Source organism: Aquimarina sp. BL5, from assembly GCF_003443675.1.
In the GTDB taxonomy this organism is placed as follows: Bacteria; Bacteroidota; Bacteroidia; order Flavobacteriales; family Flavobacteriaceae; genus Aquimarina.
In genome coordinates this window covers 4,455,547-4,474,057 of record NZ_CP031963.1, presented here as the reverse complement: position 1 = coordinate 4,474,057, position 18,511 = coordinate 4,455,547, and the positions used below count along the sequence as shown (strand labels likewise).

The 18,511-nt window shown below is 31.9% G+C and carries 15 protein-coding genes, 1 tRNA gene and 1 pseudogene; 15 read left to right on the top strand and 2 right to left on the bottom strand.

From position 1 onward, the window contains the following. Positions 1–343 precede the first annotated feature (343 nt). From D1818_RS25955 to D1818_RS18490, 14 genes and pseudogenes are all read left to right on the top strand, one after another. A complete protein-coding gene (locus D1818_RS25955; protein WP_370449375.1) occupies positions 344–493 on the top strand; it encodes a DUF5989 family protein in 150 nt (49 codons plus the stop codon). An 83-nt stretch (positions 494–576) separates the two neighbouring features. Beyond that, positions 577–1,977 carry a tetratricopeptide repeat protein gene (locus D1818_RS18550; protein WP_370449374.1) on the top strand — a complete coding sequence of 467 codons (1,401 nt, stop codon included), beginning with the start codon at positions 577–579 and terminating at the stop codon, positions 1,975–1,977. A 12-nt stretch (positions 1,978–1,989) separates the two neighbouring features. After that, entirely contained in the window at positions 1,990–2,655 is a 666-nt protein-coding gene (locus tag D1818_RS18545; RefSeq protein ID WP_118460577.1) for a response regulator, read from the top strand. A 425-nt stretch (positions 2,656–3,080) separates the two neighbouring features. Continuing rightward, positions 3,081–3,647: an RNA polymerase sigma factor gene (locus D1818_RS18540; RefSeq protein WP_118460575.1), complete on the top strand. Its 567-nt coding sequence runs from the start codon at positions 3,081–3,083 to the stop codon at positions 3,645–3,647. 505 nt (positions 3,648–4,152) lie between these two features. Continuing rightward, a tRNA-OTHER gene (locus D1818_RS25480) sits at positions 4,153–4,279 on the top strand. A gap of 180 nt (positions 4,280–4,459) precedes the next feature. Next, positions 4,460–6,703: a hypothetical protein gene (locus D1818_RS18535; RefSeq protein ID WP_118460573.1), complete on the top strand. Its 2,244-nt coding sequence runs from the start codon at positions 4,460–4,462 to the stop codon at positions 6,701–6,703. A gap of 280 nt (positions 6,704–6,983) precedes the next feature. Then, positions 6,984–7,622: a hypothetical protein gene (locus D1818_RS18530; RefSeq protein ID WP_118460571.1), complete on the top strand. Its 639-nt coding sequence runs from the start codon at positions 6,984–6,986 to the stop codon at positions 7,620–7,622. 24 nt (positions 7,623–7,646) lie between these two features. Further along, positions 7,647–10,112 (top strand): hypothetical protein, encoded by a 2,466-nt coding sequence (locus tag D1818_RS18525; protein WP_118460569.1) that lies wholly within the window; start codon positions 7,647–7,649, stop codon positions 10,110–10,112. Positions 10,113–10,180: 68 nt separating this feature from the next. Beyond that, a pseudogene (locus D1818_RS25950) lies at positions 10,181–10,917 on the top strand (DNA polymerase beta superfamily protein). A 151-nt stretch (positions 10,918–11,068) separates the two neighbouring features. Then, positions 11,069–12,121 (top strand): DNA polymerase beta superfamily protein, encoded by a 1,053-nt coding sequence (locus D1818_RS18510; RefSeq protein ID WP_118463928.1) that lies wholly within the window; start codon positions 11,069–11,071, stop codon positions 12,119–12,121. Positions 12,122–12,185: 64 nt separating this feature from the next. Then, a complete protein-coding gene (locus D1818_RS18505) occupies positions 12,186–13,577 on the top strand; it encodes an RtcB family protein (protein WP_118463925.1) in 1,392 nt (463 codons plus the stop codon). Then, on the top strand, positions 13,577–14,206 hold the full coding sequence (locus D1818_RS18500) for a hypothetical protein (RefSeq protein ID WP_118460563.1): 630 nt from the start codon (positions 13,577–13,579) through the stop codon (positions 14,204–14,206). Before D1818_RS18505 ends, D1818_RS18500 begins: the two co-directional genes overlap by 1 nt. Before the next feature lies 1 nt (position 14,207). After that, complete coding sequence (locus tag D1818_RS18495) at positions 14,208–14,870, top strand: hypothetical protein (RefSeq protein WP_118460561.1); 663 nt, start codon at positions 14,208–14,210, stop codon at positions 14,868–14,870. Positions 14,871–14,936: 66 nt separating this feature from the next. Further along, positions 14,937–15,818: an aldose 1-epimerase family protein gene (locus D1818_RS18490; protein ID WP_233558517.1), complete on the top strand. Its 882-nt coding sequence runs from the start codon at positions 14,937–14,939 to the stop codon at positions 15,816–15,818. A 64-nt stretch (positions 15,819–15,882) separates the two neighbouring features. Here the strand turns inward: D1818_RS18490 and D1818_RS18485 are convergent, their stop codons facing one another. Both D1818_RS18485 and D1818_RS18480 read right to left on the bottom strand, forming a co-directional pair. After that, positions 15,883–16,308: a hypothetical protein gene (locus D1818_RS18485; RefSeq protein ID WP_118460559.1), complete on the bottom strand. Its 426-nt coding sequence runs from the start codon at positions 16,306–16,308 to the stop codon at positions 15,883–15,885. 74 nt (positions 16,309–16,382) lie between these two features. Continuing rightward, on the bottom strand, positions 16,383–17,513 hold the full coding sequence (locus D1818_RS18480; protein ID WP_118460557.1) for an ARPP-1 family domain-containing protein: 1,131 nt from the start codon (positions 17,511–17,513) through the stop codon (positions 16,383–16,385). Positions 17,514–17,714: 201 nt separating this feature from the next. On the opposite strand from D1818_RS18480, the gene D1818_RS18475 reads away from it, so the two are divergent. Beyond that, on the top strand, positions 17,715–18,404 hold the full coding sequence (locus D1818_RS18475; RefSeq protein WP_118460555.1) for a DUF2064 domain-containing protein: 690 nt from the start codon (positions 17,715–17,717) through the stop codon (positions 18,402–18,404). Positions 18,405–18,511: the final 107 nt, after the last annotated feature.

The window sequence follows — 18,511 nt, the reverse complement described above, 5'->3', positions numbered from 1 at the left end:
TTGAGATTGCTAAAAATATTAACGTGCCTTTTCTTTATCTTAATTAGCTGTAATCAGGATCAACAAATCTTGAGAAATAAAAAACCCAAAACCAATCCAATTGATACTTACCTAGAAAATGCAAACGATTATTCCAAAACCATTAAAGAGAGAAAAACGTTTCTCAAAAAGGCATTAAGCATTGTTAAAGACCTACCTGTCAATAGCTTGAAAATAAATTCTTATCATGAAATTTCTTACACATATTATTCTTTAAAGGAATATAAAACTTATAAAAACTTAAATTATAAGGCTCTGGAATTTTCATTAAACACATTGGATTCCTTAGGTATCGCACAAGCATATTCCAATTTGGGGATTTATTTTAGAGAGAAACAAATTTTGGATAGCACCTATTATTATTTTTTTAAAGCTAATAAGATGTATAATTCTTTTGATAGGGGAAACAGATACAACTCTATTCAATACGCTTATCCTCAAGGTAAAATTTTAATTGACTTGGCAAAATTATCCAGAAAAGTAAAAGACTATAATAAAAGTGAGGCATTTACAATACAAGCTATTCAAAAATTTAAAATGTCGGGTGATATGAAATATATACCTTTATCTTATAATAACCTTGGAATAATATCCAAACAACTACAAAAGTATGAAGATGGTATAAAATACCACAAAAAGGCTATGCAATATGCAAGAAATTCTCTTAAAGACACACTTTATAGAGCAATTTCATATAATAACATAGGTACCGCATTTAAATCTCAAAAAAAATATAACAAGGCAATTAAATATTATAACAAAGCTTTATCTTTTACAAAATTTTTAAATAATAGACCTAAACGATATGCCCGCTACATTGATAACCTAGGCTATGTAAAGTTTCTGGCTAATAAAAACAATGACAGTGCTTTCTATTTATTTAGCAAAGCATACAGAATAAGAGATAGTATTAATGACAAAGTTGGATTATCAACTAGCTATCTACATTTAACCGAATATTACCAATCAAAAGGAGATAATAAATTATCCCAAGATTTTGCAGAAAAAGCCAAACAAGCCGCTACTACAATCAATGAGAACGCAGAACTCCTACAGGCCTATGATTTATTGGCACAAGTTTCGCCTCCAGAAGAAGGAAGAAGATATGCTATGGAGTATATTAAATTAAGCGATAGTCTGACCAAAAGAGATAATCTATTTAGAGATAAATTTGCCAGAATACGTTTCGAAAGTGAAAACCTAGAAAAAGAAAATCTACAGAGAAAAAAGGAAATCATAGAAATCCAAAATCAAAATACCATCTACTTTCTTGGTATCATATTGCTGATTACATTTATCGGCTTTTTGATTTATTTTTCCAGACAACGAACCCGCTATCTGGCGCAACAAAACAAAATTGTAGAATTCCAGACAGCTTATGAAACAGAAACCAGGATTTCTAAACGATTACACGATGAAATTGGGAATGATATTTTTCAGGTGATGATGCAATATCAAAACGATCCGCACGATCCACAAATCACCCAAAAACTAAATACCGCTTATACCAAAGCCAGAGATATTTCTAGAGAAAATAGTGAGTTCGAGGTAGATGAAACCTATCTAGAGGAATTGACAGATATGCTAACTAATTATACTAAAAATGATATCAAACTTATTCTTAGAGGTATAGATAAAATTAGTTGGGATACCTTAGATAAAAATCTAAAAATTACCATCTACAGAGTATTACAAGAATTGATGACCAATATGCAGAAACATAGCCAAGCAGATCTGGTGGCGGTTGTCTTCAAAAATGAAAAAAAGAAATTGATCATAAAGTATTCTGACAACGGTGTGGGTATCCAGAAAGACGAAATAAAATCCAAAAATGGCCTCCGCAATACGGAAAAGCGTATTCAAGCTATTAAAGGAACTATTATCTTTGACTCAGAAATAGATAAAGGCTTTAAAGCTGAGATTAAAATCCCGTGTTAAAAAGGATCAAATATGTTTACAAAAGTATTGGTAGCAGAAGATTATGAAATCGCTAATCAAGGTATTGTAAAAGTACTGAACGATGAAGTTAAAATTTATAACATTCACGAAGCTCAGTATTGTGATGATGCATATTTAAAATTTAGAAAAGCACATCAGGATGAAGAACCGTTTGAGTTGCTAATTACTGATCTTTCTTTTAAAGAAAATCATAAAGTACAAACCAGAACTTCTGGTATAGAACTCATCCAAGATATTAGAAAAATACAACCTGATATCAACGTAATCGTATATTCTCAAGAAAGCCGACCTGATAAAATTAATATGTTATTCCAAAAACTCAATATAAACGGCTATGTATGCAAAGGTCAGCATGCCATAAAAGAACTAGTGCACTGTATTCAAGGCGTATATAAAGGAACTATTGTACTCCCCCCAGAAGTAAAAGATGCTAATCAAGATAACATTATCAATCTAGATGATTTTGACATCATGCTTTTAGAAGAATTGGCCCTTGGGTTTACCAAAAAAGAGATTGTACAAAAATTAAAAAAACAAAAAATCTCTCCTAATAGTGAAAGTACCATCGACAAAAGAGTGAGTAAGCTCTTTGATGATTTCAAAGCCAAAAACACAACCCATCTGGTAGCAATCGTAAAGGATTTGGGGTTATTATAGTATTCTTCAACCTTATTTAATTTATAACCTTTTCTTGTACTTTGGATGCTTGCTTTCGCCAGAATGACAAGTCAACTACCTCGGGGGCAAGCCCACGAGGCATTAAAACGAACTGATTTTTAATTTCGAGGCAAGCCTCGGAGTATTAAACCCTTTGGCCGTGCCAATAAAAAAGTACTACAAAAGAACTTATCATTCCAATGAAAACCGGAATCACCTACTATACTTCGAAAACAAAATTTAAATAAGATCCTCGAGAAATATTTCTTTCATTTTTTTTTTCAAAAAAAACTCTCCAATTACGGAAATCTGTAAGGACTTCATCCGTAGTAGATTTATGTTTGTACTATCAAAAAAAAGTAGCATTGTATTTAAATATTCTAGTCAAAAAACGAACAGTATAAACAAAAAAAGTAACAGGAAAAATGAATACAGACCAGGCAATTATATCCGGAATTATTAGAGGGGATGAACGGGTGTTAAAAGTTTTTTATCGGGATAACGTTAGATATATTCAGGGGTACATTCTTCGGAATTATGGAAGCATTGAGGATGTAGAAGATGTTTTTCAGGACGCATTAGTAGTTCTATATCAAAAAATAAAATCAGGGCTTTTTAAAATTCACGTTCCTATAAAGACCTATTTTTATGGAATCTGTAAAAATATTTGGAGAACTCGATTACGTAAAAAACAACAGCTTAGTACGGATGACAATCTCTTCGAAAATAAAGAAGAGATAGTAGATTCTATCACTATCGAAATCGAAAATAAAGATCGTGAACATTTATATCGAAAACATTTTCAAAAACTAAGTAGTGACAACAAGAACTTAATGCTTCTTTATTTCGAAGGAAAATCCGCTAAAGAAATTTCACAAATAACAGGGTATACAGAGGGATATACCCGAAAAAAGAAATTTGATGTCAAAAAACAATTATTAACAATGATCGAAAAAGACCCTTTATATGATGAGCTAAGAATCACCGCATAATAGTGAATGTCACTGTTTTCAATCTAAGTTCGATCTAAGAAAATCACGTCAATTCGAGTGATCTGACGAAGGAGGATTGTATCGAGAATAATGATTTTCTATCTAAAAAAACTATTCTCGATACAATTTTTCTCCATTTCATTCTGAAAAACCACTCGAATTGACGCTTTTTAAACATTATAAAGCAGATTGAACCGTGGTTTTCAGGTAAAATCAAATATTCAAAAATTAAATAAACCAGATAAGAATCTGGTTTTTTTGTTTTTGAACATAATATGTACTCAAGGCTAACGGATCATTTATGGACCGAAATACATTCTATTTTCATAAAAAAAATGAAAAAAAATCATTTTATTTTTTACTACGCAAAAACAATGCGCAATACCACAAAATATTTGCAGAGTAATTAACAACAAAACGTTCTTAAACATAACAAAACAGGTCAAGTAATAGTTACTTCTAATTCACCTTTAACTGAAACAACTTTTACAATTACCTGTTTATTGATGCAGTAGCTCAGTGGTTCAGAGCATATGGCTTATAAAGTTTTTTAATTATCATTTAAGATTGGTCAAAACAAGCTTACTCCATTTCCACCCATAGGGTCGTGGGTTCGAATCCCACCTGCATCACAAAATGGTCAACAAATGCTTACTTCTATAGGTTCGATTCCTGTCCTTTCGAAAGAAAGGCATTGGTTATAAAGTATTTGAATTACCATATATAATTGAGGTCAATTACTTCTTACTTCACACTTAGGATAAAGATTAGAAGTAAAATTACCTAATTGTTTAATTTTAAATAAAAATGAAATGAAAAGAGATTTACTAAAAATCAGTTTACGACAACAAGCTGTATTCATTCCTGAAAACCTTATTTCAGAAGAATCACAGGAGCTTAACCAGATTACTGCTGGATTAGTTGCTAATGCCGCTAAGCTAGGATTTGGTTTTTCTGAAGACTTACTAAAAGCATTAAATACAACTTCTCCTACATATAAGTTAGCGTTTTTGGATATGCTAAAAGAAGTTACAGGTGTTCATAAAAACTGGACTCCTTTAGTAAAAGGTTGGGATACTCCTACTAACGAAGATGTTTGGGATCATATCGCTACTTTTTTAGGAAATGTTTTTAAGGATAGAAAAGGTAAAACATTACCATGTGGACACTTGATTCCTGAGAACACCTTTCCATTAGAACGCTATAACGGATGCCCTTTTTGTGGAACTCCTTTTGAATTTTCAGCATTAGAAAACTTTGGTCAAGGTAGTAAACTTAAAGTTCTAGAACTTTGGACTAAAAAGGATCTTCATAAATTTTTTATAGATCTTTTATCATCAAAAACAGTATTGGACGCTACTCAGGTAGAAAGTTTACAATGTTTACTGAACTCTTTCTCAATTCCTAAAAATGTAACTATAGGAATTAAGGAAACCTCGATGCTTGTTATCGATGCTTTGATACAAAACGGGAAAGAAAAGGAAGTTCAATCATTATTAAAAAACCCAAATGATATTCTTAGGTATTTATGGTATAAACATACTGGTTTTTTACAAATCATAGAGCCTAAAACGATTATTAAAAGGGCTAAGGGTAATAGTAGTCATATCTATCTTCCTTCTGATAAAAGTAGTAAAGCAAAACTAGAAGCTAAAGCTTCATTAAAGCTTAAATATACAAGAGAAGAATGTAAAAGAGTCGCTGGTTGGATCAATGCTTTAGAAATACCATCGGATAAAATCTGTGAAACGATGCATCCTAAAAGAGGAATCTGGGTACGAATGATTCGTGCTTTGCGATTAGCAGAATATAGTAAGAGAAAAGAATTTGATAAGCTAGCAGAGGTATTGGATATTTTCTATAATGAAACCTATGAAGTGTGGCAAGGATATGTAAATCATTATAGATTGAAATATGATGCAGAAAAAACCTTCGAGTTATTAAAACAACGTCCTGGTTTATTTGCTAGATCGCTTTTTTCTAATATGCTTTGGTTTGGAGCGGATATTACATTAAAACATTTTAATGACATCGTAGATAAAGTACCAGCTCGTTTAATTTTTACATTAAATATGTACGCTAAAAATTATTTTGACAAAACTATAACAAGAGCTGTAAAACCTCTTGGAGGAACGAACAAAATGATTCCGGCAAATAAATTCTTACAATTTTATACGGATACACAATTAAAAGATATGCAATCCAAGATTGAAGATATCTGCATCGAAATAATTAAGGCGAAGTTTGCCAATAGTGAGAATGAGAATCAAACTGTTTTTATTGATGAAGCTTTGTATAAAATACCATTAGCGATAGGCGATAGAAGTGAAACAGTACAAGATCTTCCATCTGTATTGATGGGAACTCGTTTCCCATTAGAAGGAGACAAAGTACGCTTGTTCATGCAATGGGGTACTGGATTAAAGGCGCAACACTTAGATATGGATCTAAGTTGCACCGTATCTTATGAAGATACCTCTGCTTATTGTTCGTATTCTCAGTTAACAATTCCTGGTTGTAAACATAGTGGTGATATCATTAACATTCCAGAAAAAGTAGGTACTGCAGAGTATATAGAAATTGATGTAAATAAGCTTTCTGAAAAAAATGCAAAATATGTAACCTTTACATGTAATGCATATAGCAACGGAAGTATTTCTCCTAATCTTGTTGTAGGTTGGATGGATAGTAAGCATGCTATGAGAATTTCTCAAAAAACGGGCGTAGCCTATGATCCATCTTGTGTAATTCATCAGGTTAGAATCACACAAAGCCTTACAAAAGGTTTGGTGTTTGGTATCCTTGATGTAAAAGCTAGAGAGATTGTTTGGTTAGAGATGAGTTATACGGGGCAAATTGTTCAAAATTTAGATATGAAAGGCGTTGAAGCTTTATTAACTAAGTTAGATAGTAAACTAAATATAGGATATCTATTAGAGCTTAAGGCAGAAGCACAAAACCTGGAAATTGTTTCTGATGAAAAAGAAGCTGACGAAGTTTACACTCGAAAATGGGCGATAAACGCTGCAGCAGTAACGCAACTATTCATAGATTAATTTCTAATATTTTATATAGGAAAAAAAACCAGGTCTCTCAACCTGGTTTTCTAAGTTAAAACATATTCACTGACGACTGACTAGTCGAGTATGAATTGAGATATAACCCCATTCTTCTTTTTGTAGCGCTTTTATATAGTAAACAGTTTTCTATAAAAAAACCCTACTCGTTTATAGTTAAAAAAAATCCATAACACTAAATAATTGGATACCGGAATAAAAGATCACTTTGAACCCAAGAAAAATTTCCCTATCATTATAACACTAAAACTAATCAGCTATGAAAAAAGTATTGCCCCTATTCGTATTGGTCATTTGTCTATTCTCGTGTAAAGATGATCAAAAGCAAAAAACTACTGATACAGAAAATGAAACAGAAGTTGTTGAAAAAAATCAAGACAACGATTTTAAAAAAAAGAATACTGACCGGATCAAGACTAGTACTAAACTAAGCAGTATTGATCTTGCTATAGAAGTAGAAAATTTTATCATCTGTAAAAAAACAGCCACTGAACGAAATGACTGTAGAAACAGTATTACCAAAACAATTTCTAAAACCTTTGGACTTACCGAGTTTAGTGATCCAAAACTAGGTTATGTAGTATACGACAGTATTCGCCCGATCGCAGAACGATCTAGGAACTGGTTACAGTTAGGATCTGTAAACCAAGAAACCATAGATCAGGCATTAGCACATACCAATAGAGGTGGTTTAGCATTGATCATTGACACCGCAGAAACGTATGGACACGTGGTAATGATTGTTCCAGGAGACAGTAAAAAATCGGGTTCTTGGGATATGAAGCTACCCCAGGTACTATCATTGACCAACTATAAACCAGAAAAATCATTTAGTAACAAGTCGTTGTCCTATGCTATGAAGAAAAGTGAAGATCTTAAAATTTTTATCAGACAGTAGTTAAACCAATAGTTTTTAATCCAAATGCGCAATTTATTTAGTAGCAAAAAAGAAAACAATATTCCAACGTTTTCGCCATATAATATTTCTATTCTCCCAAATTTTCAACTATCCGGGTTACAAAATAAATTAAGTGATTTCTTAAAAGAAACTTCTAAAAAAGAATACCAAGTTATAGTAGATAAGGGTACACTATCTGTAAAAACAGAAATTACTATTGATACAAAAAAGAATAAAAAGAGTTATACACAATATGCAATAGCACAAAAGGCTAATATGTTAACTGTAATTGCCAACAAAACATTAATTAATTTAGATGCCCAAGAAGAAATCAATACTCCGATAGATCTTTTTACCAAAAAAAATACACTGGTAGCATATATCTTAACACATGTAAATGAACTTTTTGAAGATGGTTTCTGGAAAACACATCAGCAATTAAAAATGGAGTATATTACTAGTATATCTCCAATAGAAAAAAACTATATACTCGCAAAACTTCAAAAACAAGAAGTTTGTCTTGTATGTTTAGGTATTACCAATCTAAAAAGTGACCTTTTTGAAATAAACAAAAAAAATAATTATTACTTCGTACTCACTTCAGAAAGAAACCTAATTTTCGGAACAGATAATAAGAGTTTCCTTTTAGAAAATATAACAGGACACACACTTAATATTAATGAAAAAGTAGGAAAAGATACTATTACAAGTGATCGATTATCTTTTGATACAGAATTATTTAATGATAGCCTATTTGCAGATCTAAAGGAAATATTAAACCAATCTTCTACACACAGAATTGAGTATTACACCGATATTCTTTTTGAAAAATACAATGAAAAAGAAGCACACCTTCAGCATTTAGAAAAGTTATATCAGTATCAAACTTCAAAAGAAGATCGATTCAAGAGAAATCTAAAAGCACAATTAGTATATCAATTTGAAAAAAAACAATGCAATGAACAACTTGTTGTCAAACCATCCTTCTTAGATCTTTTGTATTCTGAAACTGATTTTGGAAATACACTATTTCACGTGCTAAATGATTGGAATATCCATCCGAAAGAGCAAATTACTTTTTTGGAACTACTAATTAAAGATGTTGATAATTTCAAACTTAAAAACCTCGATGTTTTTTATGACGCAGCAATTGCTGGTATCATAACACAAAAGAAACCACCGAAAAACACTCAAGAATATCGAATCAAACACCTACAATACTTAAAAGAAACAAAGCAATATGAGAAAGCAATTCCTTTTTATGAATTTGTACTGGAAAACTTAGAAGATGATAGCATCCTAGAACTCATTTCTGATACAGAAACCAATGTTCTTGACGGACAGGATTGTCATCCGCTACGCATACAGTTATTAGAGGATTTATCCGAAATAAAAACATCATTACAATTATCCAATAGCGAAGAATTATTGGAACTAGCACGGCTTCAACCTCTCGTTCTGGATCGACTTACCCAATTAGTTGCTTCAGGGATTTTTGTTGATAAAGTAAATGATATTTTATCATTATTTATGGAGGAATCTTTTTCTAGTACTCCAGTAAACAAAACTGCTACAGATACTCAAAAACAATATAGCAAAAAAGAGCTTTTCGAATTGGTAGTTCCTGACTGTTTCAAGGATGCCAAAAGTTTTCTGGATTCCTTTACAAATATGATTGCTCAAGTCAATCCTCCAGATTATAAGGAAGTAACTACATATTCAGAAAAACTATCTGCATCCAATTTTCCGGAAGCTCAACAGATTTTAGAGGAACTTATGTATCAATTGCAATTGGATAAAATGGAGTGTTATATTGGTAATGGAAATTTTTCTAAAGAAGTTATTGGAATTGAAGGAAGTCCTAACTTTTTAATCCTAGGAAAAGATCACTTACTTAAAAATAATGCATATTACTTTACACCTAACGAACTAAAATTTAATCTTACGTTAGAACTTACCCATATTCTATTCGAACACACTCGAATCACTTCTAAGGATATCTGGCGTGGAGCTAAAAGCAAAGGAATGGATCTCGCAGGAGTATTGTTGATCGCACTTCCTATGGTTAGCACCTTAGGTAACTTTGCCGGTAAATTTATAAATATAACTCAATACACAAAAATATTCTCCAGCGTAGACCAAGTAACCAATGTAGTTGATAAAGGACAAACTGCACTTGAATATGGTGAAAAGATTACAGATAAATTCACAAACAACAAAAAAGAGAGTGAGCTGTTAGCCACTTCCAGACTTATGGAGATATCAGCCGATCGTATTGGTTTATTATTGACGAATGATCTAAGAAGTTGTGTAAGCGTTTTACTAAAAACAAGTGACGATTTTGCGAAATCCCAAGAGAAAATAAATACAAAAGGACTCCTAGAGTATCTCGGACAAAAAAATAAAAAGGGAGAATTCATACATCAGGAATTAATTATTAGAATAAAAACTCTATGCAGTTTCCATCTTAGAGAAAGCGAAAAAATCTAAATCATTTTCTTATTACGCAAAATGATTGCGCAGAAATATTTCTTCTTTGTACCATAATTGAAACAAAGATGAAAACAAAACTAGAAAAAATAGAAAAAGAACGCGGAGTCAAAATAAACTTCGCTTGTGAATCTGGAAGTAGAGCTTGGGGTTTTGCATCGCCAGATAGTGATTATGATGTTCGCTTTCTGTATACAAAATCGTTATCATGGTATCTTTCCGTATCCGAAAAACGAGATATAATAGATATCATGGATGGAGATTTTGATGCTGTGGGATGGGAGTTACGTAAAAGTTTACAACTACTAAAAAAGTCAAATGTCCCTGCAATTGAACATTTGTTTTCACCAATCATATATCTCGGAGAAACACAATACTTTCAGAACTAAAAAGTATCGCTACCGAGTGCTTCTCACCTATCGCTTGTATGTTTCATTATTTAAGTATGAGTAGAAAGTATGAAGAGAAGTTAGCTAGTGAAACAATTAAATTAAAGAGTTTGTTCTATGCATTAAGAACTTCTTTGGCTGGAAAATGGATATTAGAACACAAAACAATGCCTCCTGTAGTCTTCAGTGAAATGTTATCTTTAGTTTCAGATGATATTGCAGATGAAATTAAAAACTTAACAGTTATAAAATCTATGAATGATGAAAGTTATGTACATACCAGAAATGAAAAAGTAATACGATTCATATCTGAAACCATAACAACTAATAACAACTATGCGAAATCCCTTCCCTCAGGAAAACCTGATCACGAAAGAATCGATGCATTTTTGTTTAAAAGTATCACTGAAAAATAAGAGTAAACGTCACATCGAGTGCCGCGCTTTTTGGGCGCGGTGTATCGAGATGCATCTAAGATAGGTCTCGTTATAATTTTTCTACGCCAAAATGCTTCAAAAAATCACTCGACCAGACGTAAATCAAATAGTAAAAACACTAGATATTAAAATGAAAACTATAGCAGAACTTAAAGCATCAGGAACTATCATATTCGAATGTATTAGCGGCAGTCGAGCATATGGTTTGGATACAGCTACCTCGGACACAGATATCAGAGGTGTATTTATCTTACCTAAAGAAAAATTCTATTCACTTGAGTATACAGGACAAATTAATAATGAAACAAATGATATCGTATATTATGAACTACGAAAGTTTATTGAATTGTTATACAAAAACAATCCTAATATATTAGAATTATTAAATATTCCAGAAGCGTGTGTTTTAAAGAAACATCCCATTTTTGATCAAATTAAAATAGAATACTTTCTATCTAAGCTATGTAAAGATACATTTGCGAATTACGCATATACCCAAATCAAAAAAGCCAGAGGACTTAACAAAAAGATTGTAAATCCGGTAGATAAAGAACGAAAATCTGTAATCGATTTCTGCTATATTAGAACCAACAAACAATCTTTAACATGTAAAGAGTTTTTGACTAAAAGTGATTTGGAAATTGCTAACTGCGGATTGGTTAAAATCCCACATATGAAGGATTGTTATAATTTATTTTATGGTGAGGAAAAAGAATACCAGGGAATTGCAAGAGAAAACGCAAATGAAGTTTGCCTAAGTTCAGTTCCCAAAGAAGAACAACCAATTGCCATGCTATATTTTAATGTCGACGGATATTCATCTTACTGCAAAAAATATAAAGAATATTGGACTTGGGTGGAAAAACGAAATGAAGCACGCTATAATAATAATGTAGCTCACGGGAAGAACTATGATACCAAAAATATGATGCATACCTTTCGATTATTACACATGGCGGAGGAAATAGCAAAAGAAGGTACAGTACATGTTCGAAGATCAGATCGAGATTATTTATTAGGTATAAAAAATGGAGAATTTGAATATGATGATCTAGTTAATAAAGCTGAAGAATTAAAAGTAAATTTAGATGTTTTGTATAACAAATCAAATTTAATAGAAAGACCAAATTTGGTTAAAGTAAATGAGCTATTGGTCAAAATCAGAGATAATTTTTATAATTAATTTTATTTACGCAAAACTATTGCGCAATGCAGCCTCATCTTTGCTTCATCAATTAGATAATACCATGAAAAATAAAGTAAACATTACAGGAAAAACATTGATCGATTTAGGATTCAGATCTGGGAAATGGTTTCCAGAAGCTATTGAACATATCAATACACATCAATTGGTTGATGAAGCAATGGATGCATATTTAGAACAATATAAAATGCCTCCTATCCAGGAATTACATAAAGCGCCTATAGATTTTAAAATCAATATCAAAGCGGAGAACGAGCTAGAAGAAGATAATGTTACTTCGGTGATTACTTCTATGGAGCAATTAATGAAAACTCCAACGGTTGTAGATGGTGCGGTGATGCCAGATGCTTGTCCTGCTGGTCCTAAGGGAACCATTCCTGTAGGTGGTGTTGTGATTGCTAAAAACGCTATCCATCCAGGAATGCATAGTGCCGATATCTGTTGTTCTGTAATGTTAACCGATTTTGGAAAAACAGATCCTAAAAAAGTATTGGATGCAGCGCACGCCAGTACACATTTTGGACCTGGAGGAAGACCTAGAGGACAACAATATAAATTAAAGGATGAACTATTAGCTGAATTCAAATCTAATTTCTTTCTTAAAGAAGATAAAGATATCAGTATGGCCAGAGAACATCTGGGAACACAAGGAGATGGTAACCATTTCTTATTTGTAGGTACCTCTGCAAAAACAGGAAATACGATGATGATCACACATCACGGATCTAGAGGCGTTGGTGCCAGATTGTATAAAAAAGGAATGCATATCGCCGATAAATTCAGAAGAGATTTATCTCCAGATACACTAAAGCAAAATGCTTGGATTCCTTTTGATACAGAAGAAGGTCAAACCTATTGGTCTGCCCTGCAAACCATCAGAAAATGGACAAAACTAAATCATGAAGTGATTCACGATGCTACATTAAAAGCATTGGAGATCGAAGCTGAAGATAGATACTGGAATGAGCATAATTTTGTCTTTAAAGAAGGTGATTTGTTTTATCATGCCAAAGGTGCTACACCATTAGATGCTAGGTTTATGCCAGACATTACAGGACCAAGATTAATCCCTTTAAATATGGCAGAACCAGTATTGATCGTAGAAGGTGCAACCACTACTAATAATTTAGGATTTGCACCTCATGGAGCAGGTAGAAACATGAGTAGAACGCAACATAAAAGAAATAAAGAAGGACAAACCAGAGAAGAAATCTTTGCCATCGAAACTAAAGGTTTAGATGTTAGATTCTACTCTAAAGAAATTGATATTTCTGAATTGCCAAGTGCTTATAAAAATGCTGCTACGGTTAGAGATCAAATGTCAAAGTTTGGTTTAGGTACTGTGATTGATGAAGTAATGCCTTATGGATGTATTATGGCTGGTGATTTTCAGATCAATGCACCGTGGAGAGTGAAGAGAAGAAATAGAAAGTGATGAAAGAATTAGAACTTAACATATCCAAAGTACTATTAGATTCAATTACTCTTGATGAATTCGAAAATAATATTTATCAAGAGTTTTATGTGGATCAAATATCCACTAATAGCTTTATTTACAAAGTAATTACCATTAATTACAAAGGTAAATGTTGGAAGAAAGAATTAGAAAAGTTAATATATGAACTTTGGGGAGAGAAAAAATACTTGACCTATTCACTATATAAATATTGCCTAAAAATCACTCAAACTGATAATTCAGAATCCATATTTAATATCGTTGACAAAATATCAGAACTGAATGTAGAATACGATTATGAATATAAAACTCTAATGCAATTTTATAGCTATTCTGATGAATTAGGTTTGATTTTATCTGGTTATGGTTCTTATTCGATAGAGAAGTTAATAATCAATATAAAAACTTATGCTAAGCAATATCTCAGTACATATAATTTAGATACTGACATTAGTCTATTATTAAACCTTGAAGAAGATTTGAACAAAACCGATAATCGAATTGAAAAGTTGGTAAATAAAAAAGCTCAATCTAATTTTCTAAAAAAAGAAAAAACTAATTACAAATGGTTTCTATTTTGGAAGAGTAATAAAAGAGAAGACAGCTAAAATGAACCTACATCGAACCATACAAAACAGTACTCAGTTCCTTTCAGATTCCTGGAAGGAACAGTATGGTGGTTTTTTACAGAAAGAACATCTACAGGTTTTCTCCAAAAATCTGGAACACTATTATCAGTTTGGAGTTCCAGATAAACATCCACTACCCCATTTTGATGAAGAAACAACTCCTCCACTATCACAAGCATTCAATAATTTTGAAACTTTACTAAACGATCAAAATACAAAAGTAACAGATTGGGCAAAAACTATAGAAACAACTCCGTTCGAGTATCTTTTGATATTGATTGGACAACGATGGACCTCTGCAACCTTAAAAAATGAGGAGGCAATTCCTCCTCTAAAAGAAACCTTATTGGATAGTTGTTTTACACCGTTTAATGATCAAATTTGTATTGCTACCAGAGCCTGGGAAAAACATATCGGAAGATCTACTGATAATTTTTGGGGAGAGATAAAAGGTAACCCTACTCAGAAAGAAGAAAAAGTACGAAAACGTATTCTAGAAATTATAGAAAATAAAACTTGGTGGAATATCTTTTATCATTATCAACACGAATATGTATATGAGATTAGAGTACCAAGCGGTCATGGAATCCGATGGAGTTCGGATGGAACAAAATTAATAGGTTTTTTAGAACCTTTTCTATAGATTCATATATCGTAGTAACTTCTTTCTTTACTTTTGTAATAACCATTAACCAACATAATACGCATAATGATCCATACCATAGAAAACGACCACCTAATTGTTAGTATCGATACCACTGGAGCAGAATTAACCAGTATCAAATCAAAAAAAGACAATAACGAGTTTTTATGGCAAGGAGATCCGAGTATCTGGGCAAGTCAAGCACCAGTGCTTTTTCCAATTATTGGTGGTCTAAAAAATGGAAACTACACTTATAAAGGGAAAAAGTATTCACTACCAAAGCACGGATTTATTCGATATAACAAAAATGTTATAGGAACACAAAATTCTCCAACCAAAGCTTCATTCGCACTATCTTCTTCAGAAGAAACTATGAGTAGCTATCCATTCAAATTCAGTTTTACGATTAGCTTCGAACTTATCAATAATCAGCTCATTGTTTCTCACACCATAAAGAATAATGGGTCTGAAACCCTGTGTTTTTCAGTTGGGGGACATCCCGCTTTTAATTGTCCTCTCCACGCAGCTGAAACTTATGAGGATTATTATATTGAGTTAGAAAATGTAGAGAACTCTAAAAGCTATGTTCTAAATGATCAAGGACTTATTCCTAAGAATACTATTTCCGTCATGAATGATCATAAAATATGGTTAAACGATACCTTATTTGATCAAGACGCTTTAATTTTCAAAAATGTAAATGCCAAAAAAGCAACACTTACCCATAAAACCAAAGGTCCAGTTCTATCTATGGATTTTAAGGACTTTCCAGATCTTGGTATTTGGGCAAAACCCAAAGCTCCTTATGTCTGTATAGAACCTTGGTTAGGATATGCTGACGTAGAAGATACATCCCAAAACATCGAAGAAAAAGAAGGGATCCAAAAACTCGATGAAGGAAAAACGCATAACAGTAGTTATACAATTACCATAACCGATTGCAAATAACACGAAGTGAATATTAGTATCCACTAATCTGTATCAAACATTGCTAAAATTGCTTTAAAATCTTCTAATATTCGTATAAAATAGTTTGGTCAGAGTTTGTAATATTCAGCAAAACTTGATTCCCCTCAACTTGTAGATTCGAGATATTAAAATCCAATTCTTGGGTAATAAAAGCTTGGCAAGCTTCTTCATTTTTCAATGATAATCTTAAATTTCTTTGTGGTGGATTGGATTCAAATACATTCTCAGAATCAATTAAAACTAGTTCCCACGTATTTCCATCACAACCTGACGCTCCAAAATTAATTTTTAAACAGTTATCAGCTATTGTTATACTATTAATGGTTACTTGATCTGAAGGTGCATTCATATATTCCGAAGCACTTATCAAAGTTGTAAGATCACAATTGTTTGGATTTACATTATCATCATCATTTGAACAATTTAAAATTGTCATTGCGATTAACAAAAGGATAAGTATATTTTTCATAATTACGATTCTTTTTTATTACATAGATGAAACTTTATCCAAATGGTTGCGGTAAATTCTACAAAAGTTTTATACTAACGATTGCGTTGTTGTATTCTTCTATAAGGAAGATCTTCTTTAGATTGAGTAGTATTTGTCTTTTCATTTTTCATATAACTTTTATGGATCCATTTTTTCTTATCCGTATCTTCAGTAGTAAAAACGATATTTCCTTTATTATTCTCTACTGTTCTGAAATTGGTTGTTTTATTGATGTTTTTAACCACACCTTTATTTTCGGTTTTAACTGCATCCATAAATGTCGTTACATCTGTTATTGTACAAGCCTCATAATCTTTATCATTTTGTTCGCTAATAGCTTCGACAATAATCGATTCTAATATTTTATCCCACAAATTCTTAAAAAGACGTTGATTATTATAGATCTCTACTGCATAAACTTCACCATTGATTGCGTATGCATATCCAATTGTATTGTCTGTTGTTATTAGGTCCTTAAACTTGTTGTAGTATTCTTTTTTTGCACTATCCAATTCGTCACTCTCTAGCGCTAATTGCAAGCTCGTATTGGATGCATTATTAGCTACATTAACCGTTTTTCCATTTTTTCTGGAAAGGTTATCATTTAAACGATCCTTCTGTTCCGCTACTTTTCCCCAAACTTTACTCTGATTTTTTTCGTGTCTTGCTGCAAGTTTTAATTCTCTCGATGATAACATTTTGGTATTAGATGCGAAAGAAGAAAGCGTTTCATTACCACGTTGTCTCCATCTACCTTGTTCTACACAAAAACTTTGTAATTCTACATTCTTTGCTTTTGGCGGAATAATAACATCATAACTTATTGTTCTATCCTGTTTTCCTCCTTTTACAATATCTCCAGAATGAATAAATATATAATCATCGCTATTATTATCTAATAGTAATTGATTTACATTTCCTGTTTCTTTTACCGTCACTTCTCTTTTATTCATTGCTTCAGATAAGGTTTTATAGATATCACCAGATATTTTTTCTTCACCTGTAATCATAAATAGCGTAAGGTTCTGAACATGTATTCCTTCCTTAATTTTAATTCCTTCTATAATCTGTTCATTACTTTGATCATCAGTAATCTTTTGGTTTTCTGAAATTTTGATGTTTTTGAAACCAAATAATAGAATACAAATACTAAAAACGGATAAAATAATTGAGTATGCCTTCATGATTGTTTTTTTCAAAAATATCTAGTTGAATGACAATCCTCAATACATATCGAGTGAGATGACCTTTTCATTTAGGGAATCACTTCTACGGTTGAGGCAACTCATAAAAGAAACACATTAAAAAAAATAATCCACATTCTTTTGTAAGTTTTATTTCTTTATCTTGACTGAGTATGACAATTAATACCTTAAAGCACCTCTTTGATCTGTAATAAAAAAAATATTGCAATTCTAGTTTTTGCACTTTCGCAAGAAGAAGAAATTAAAAGAAAGCCTTTTCTAAAGAACAGTTCATTACAATCAGATCTTACTTCTAGAACGATTACTCTAGTCAAAAAAACAGGATTAGATTACTTTGTATATAACGAGCAACAACAATCAGGCACTGGTTTTGGAGAGCGTTTTGCGAATGCGATCAGTGATATTTATGATAAAGGATATCACGCGGTAATCACGGTAGGAAATGATACTCCAAACCTGAACAATCTGCACTTATTAAAAGTAGTTGAAACCATACAAAAAGGACACGCTGCAATTGGCCCTTCTTATGATGGAGGTTTCTATCTTTTAGGAATTCATAAAGAGACTTTTCATAAAAAAGAATTTGCTAAATTTTCCTGGAATACTGCTAATGTAAGAAAGGAATTATATACCTATCTAGAATACTATAATGCGTCTTTTTCTGAATTAGACTTTTTATATGATTTGGATCATTTTTCAGATATTATAAACATATACAAAACACTTCCATTTTTATTAAAAAAATTACGAAGTGTGTTACAAACAATACTTCGTACAGAAGATAGAATTCCTACTGTAACACAAGTATTTTTATCACATATTTCTTCGCAAATATATTACAACAAAGGATCTCCTAGCCTTACTCAATAGTATAGAAACAGGTGTTTGTTACATATCCAGGACTCTTATTCTATCAAAACAATACGAATTATCTTATAGGAAATACAGAGCATTGATTCGCTTACATCGTTTTTAAG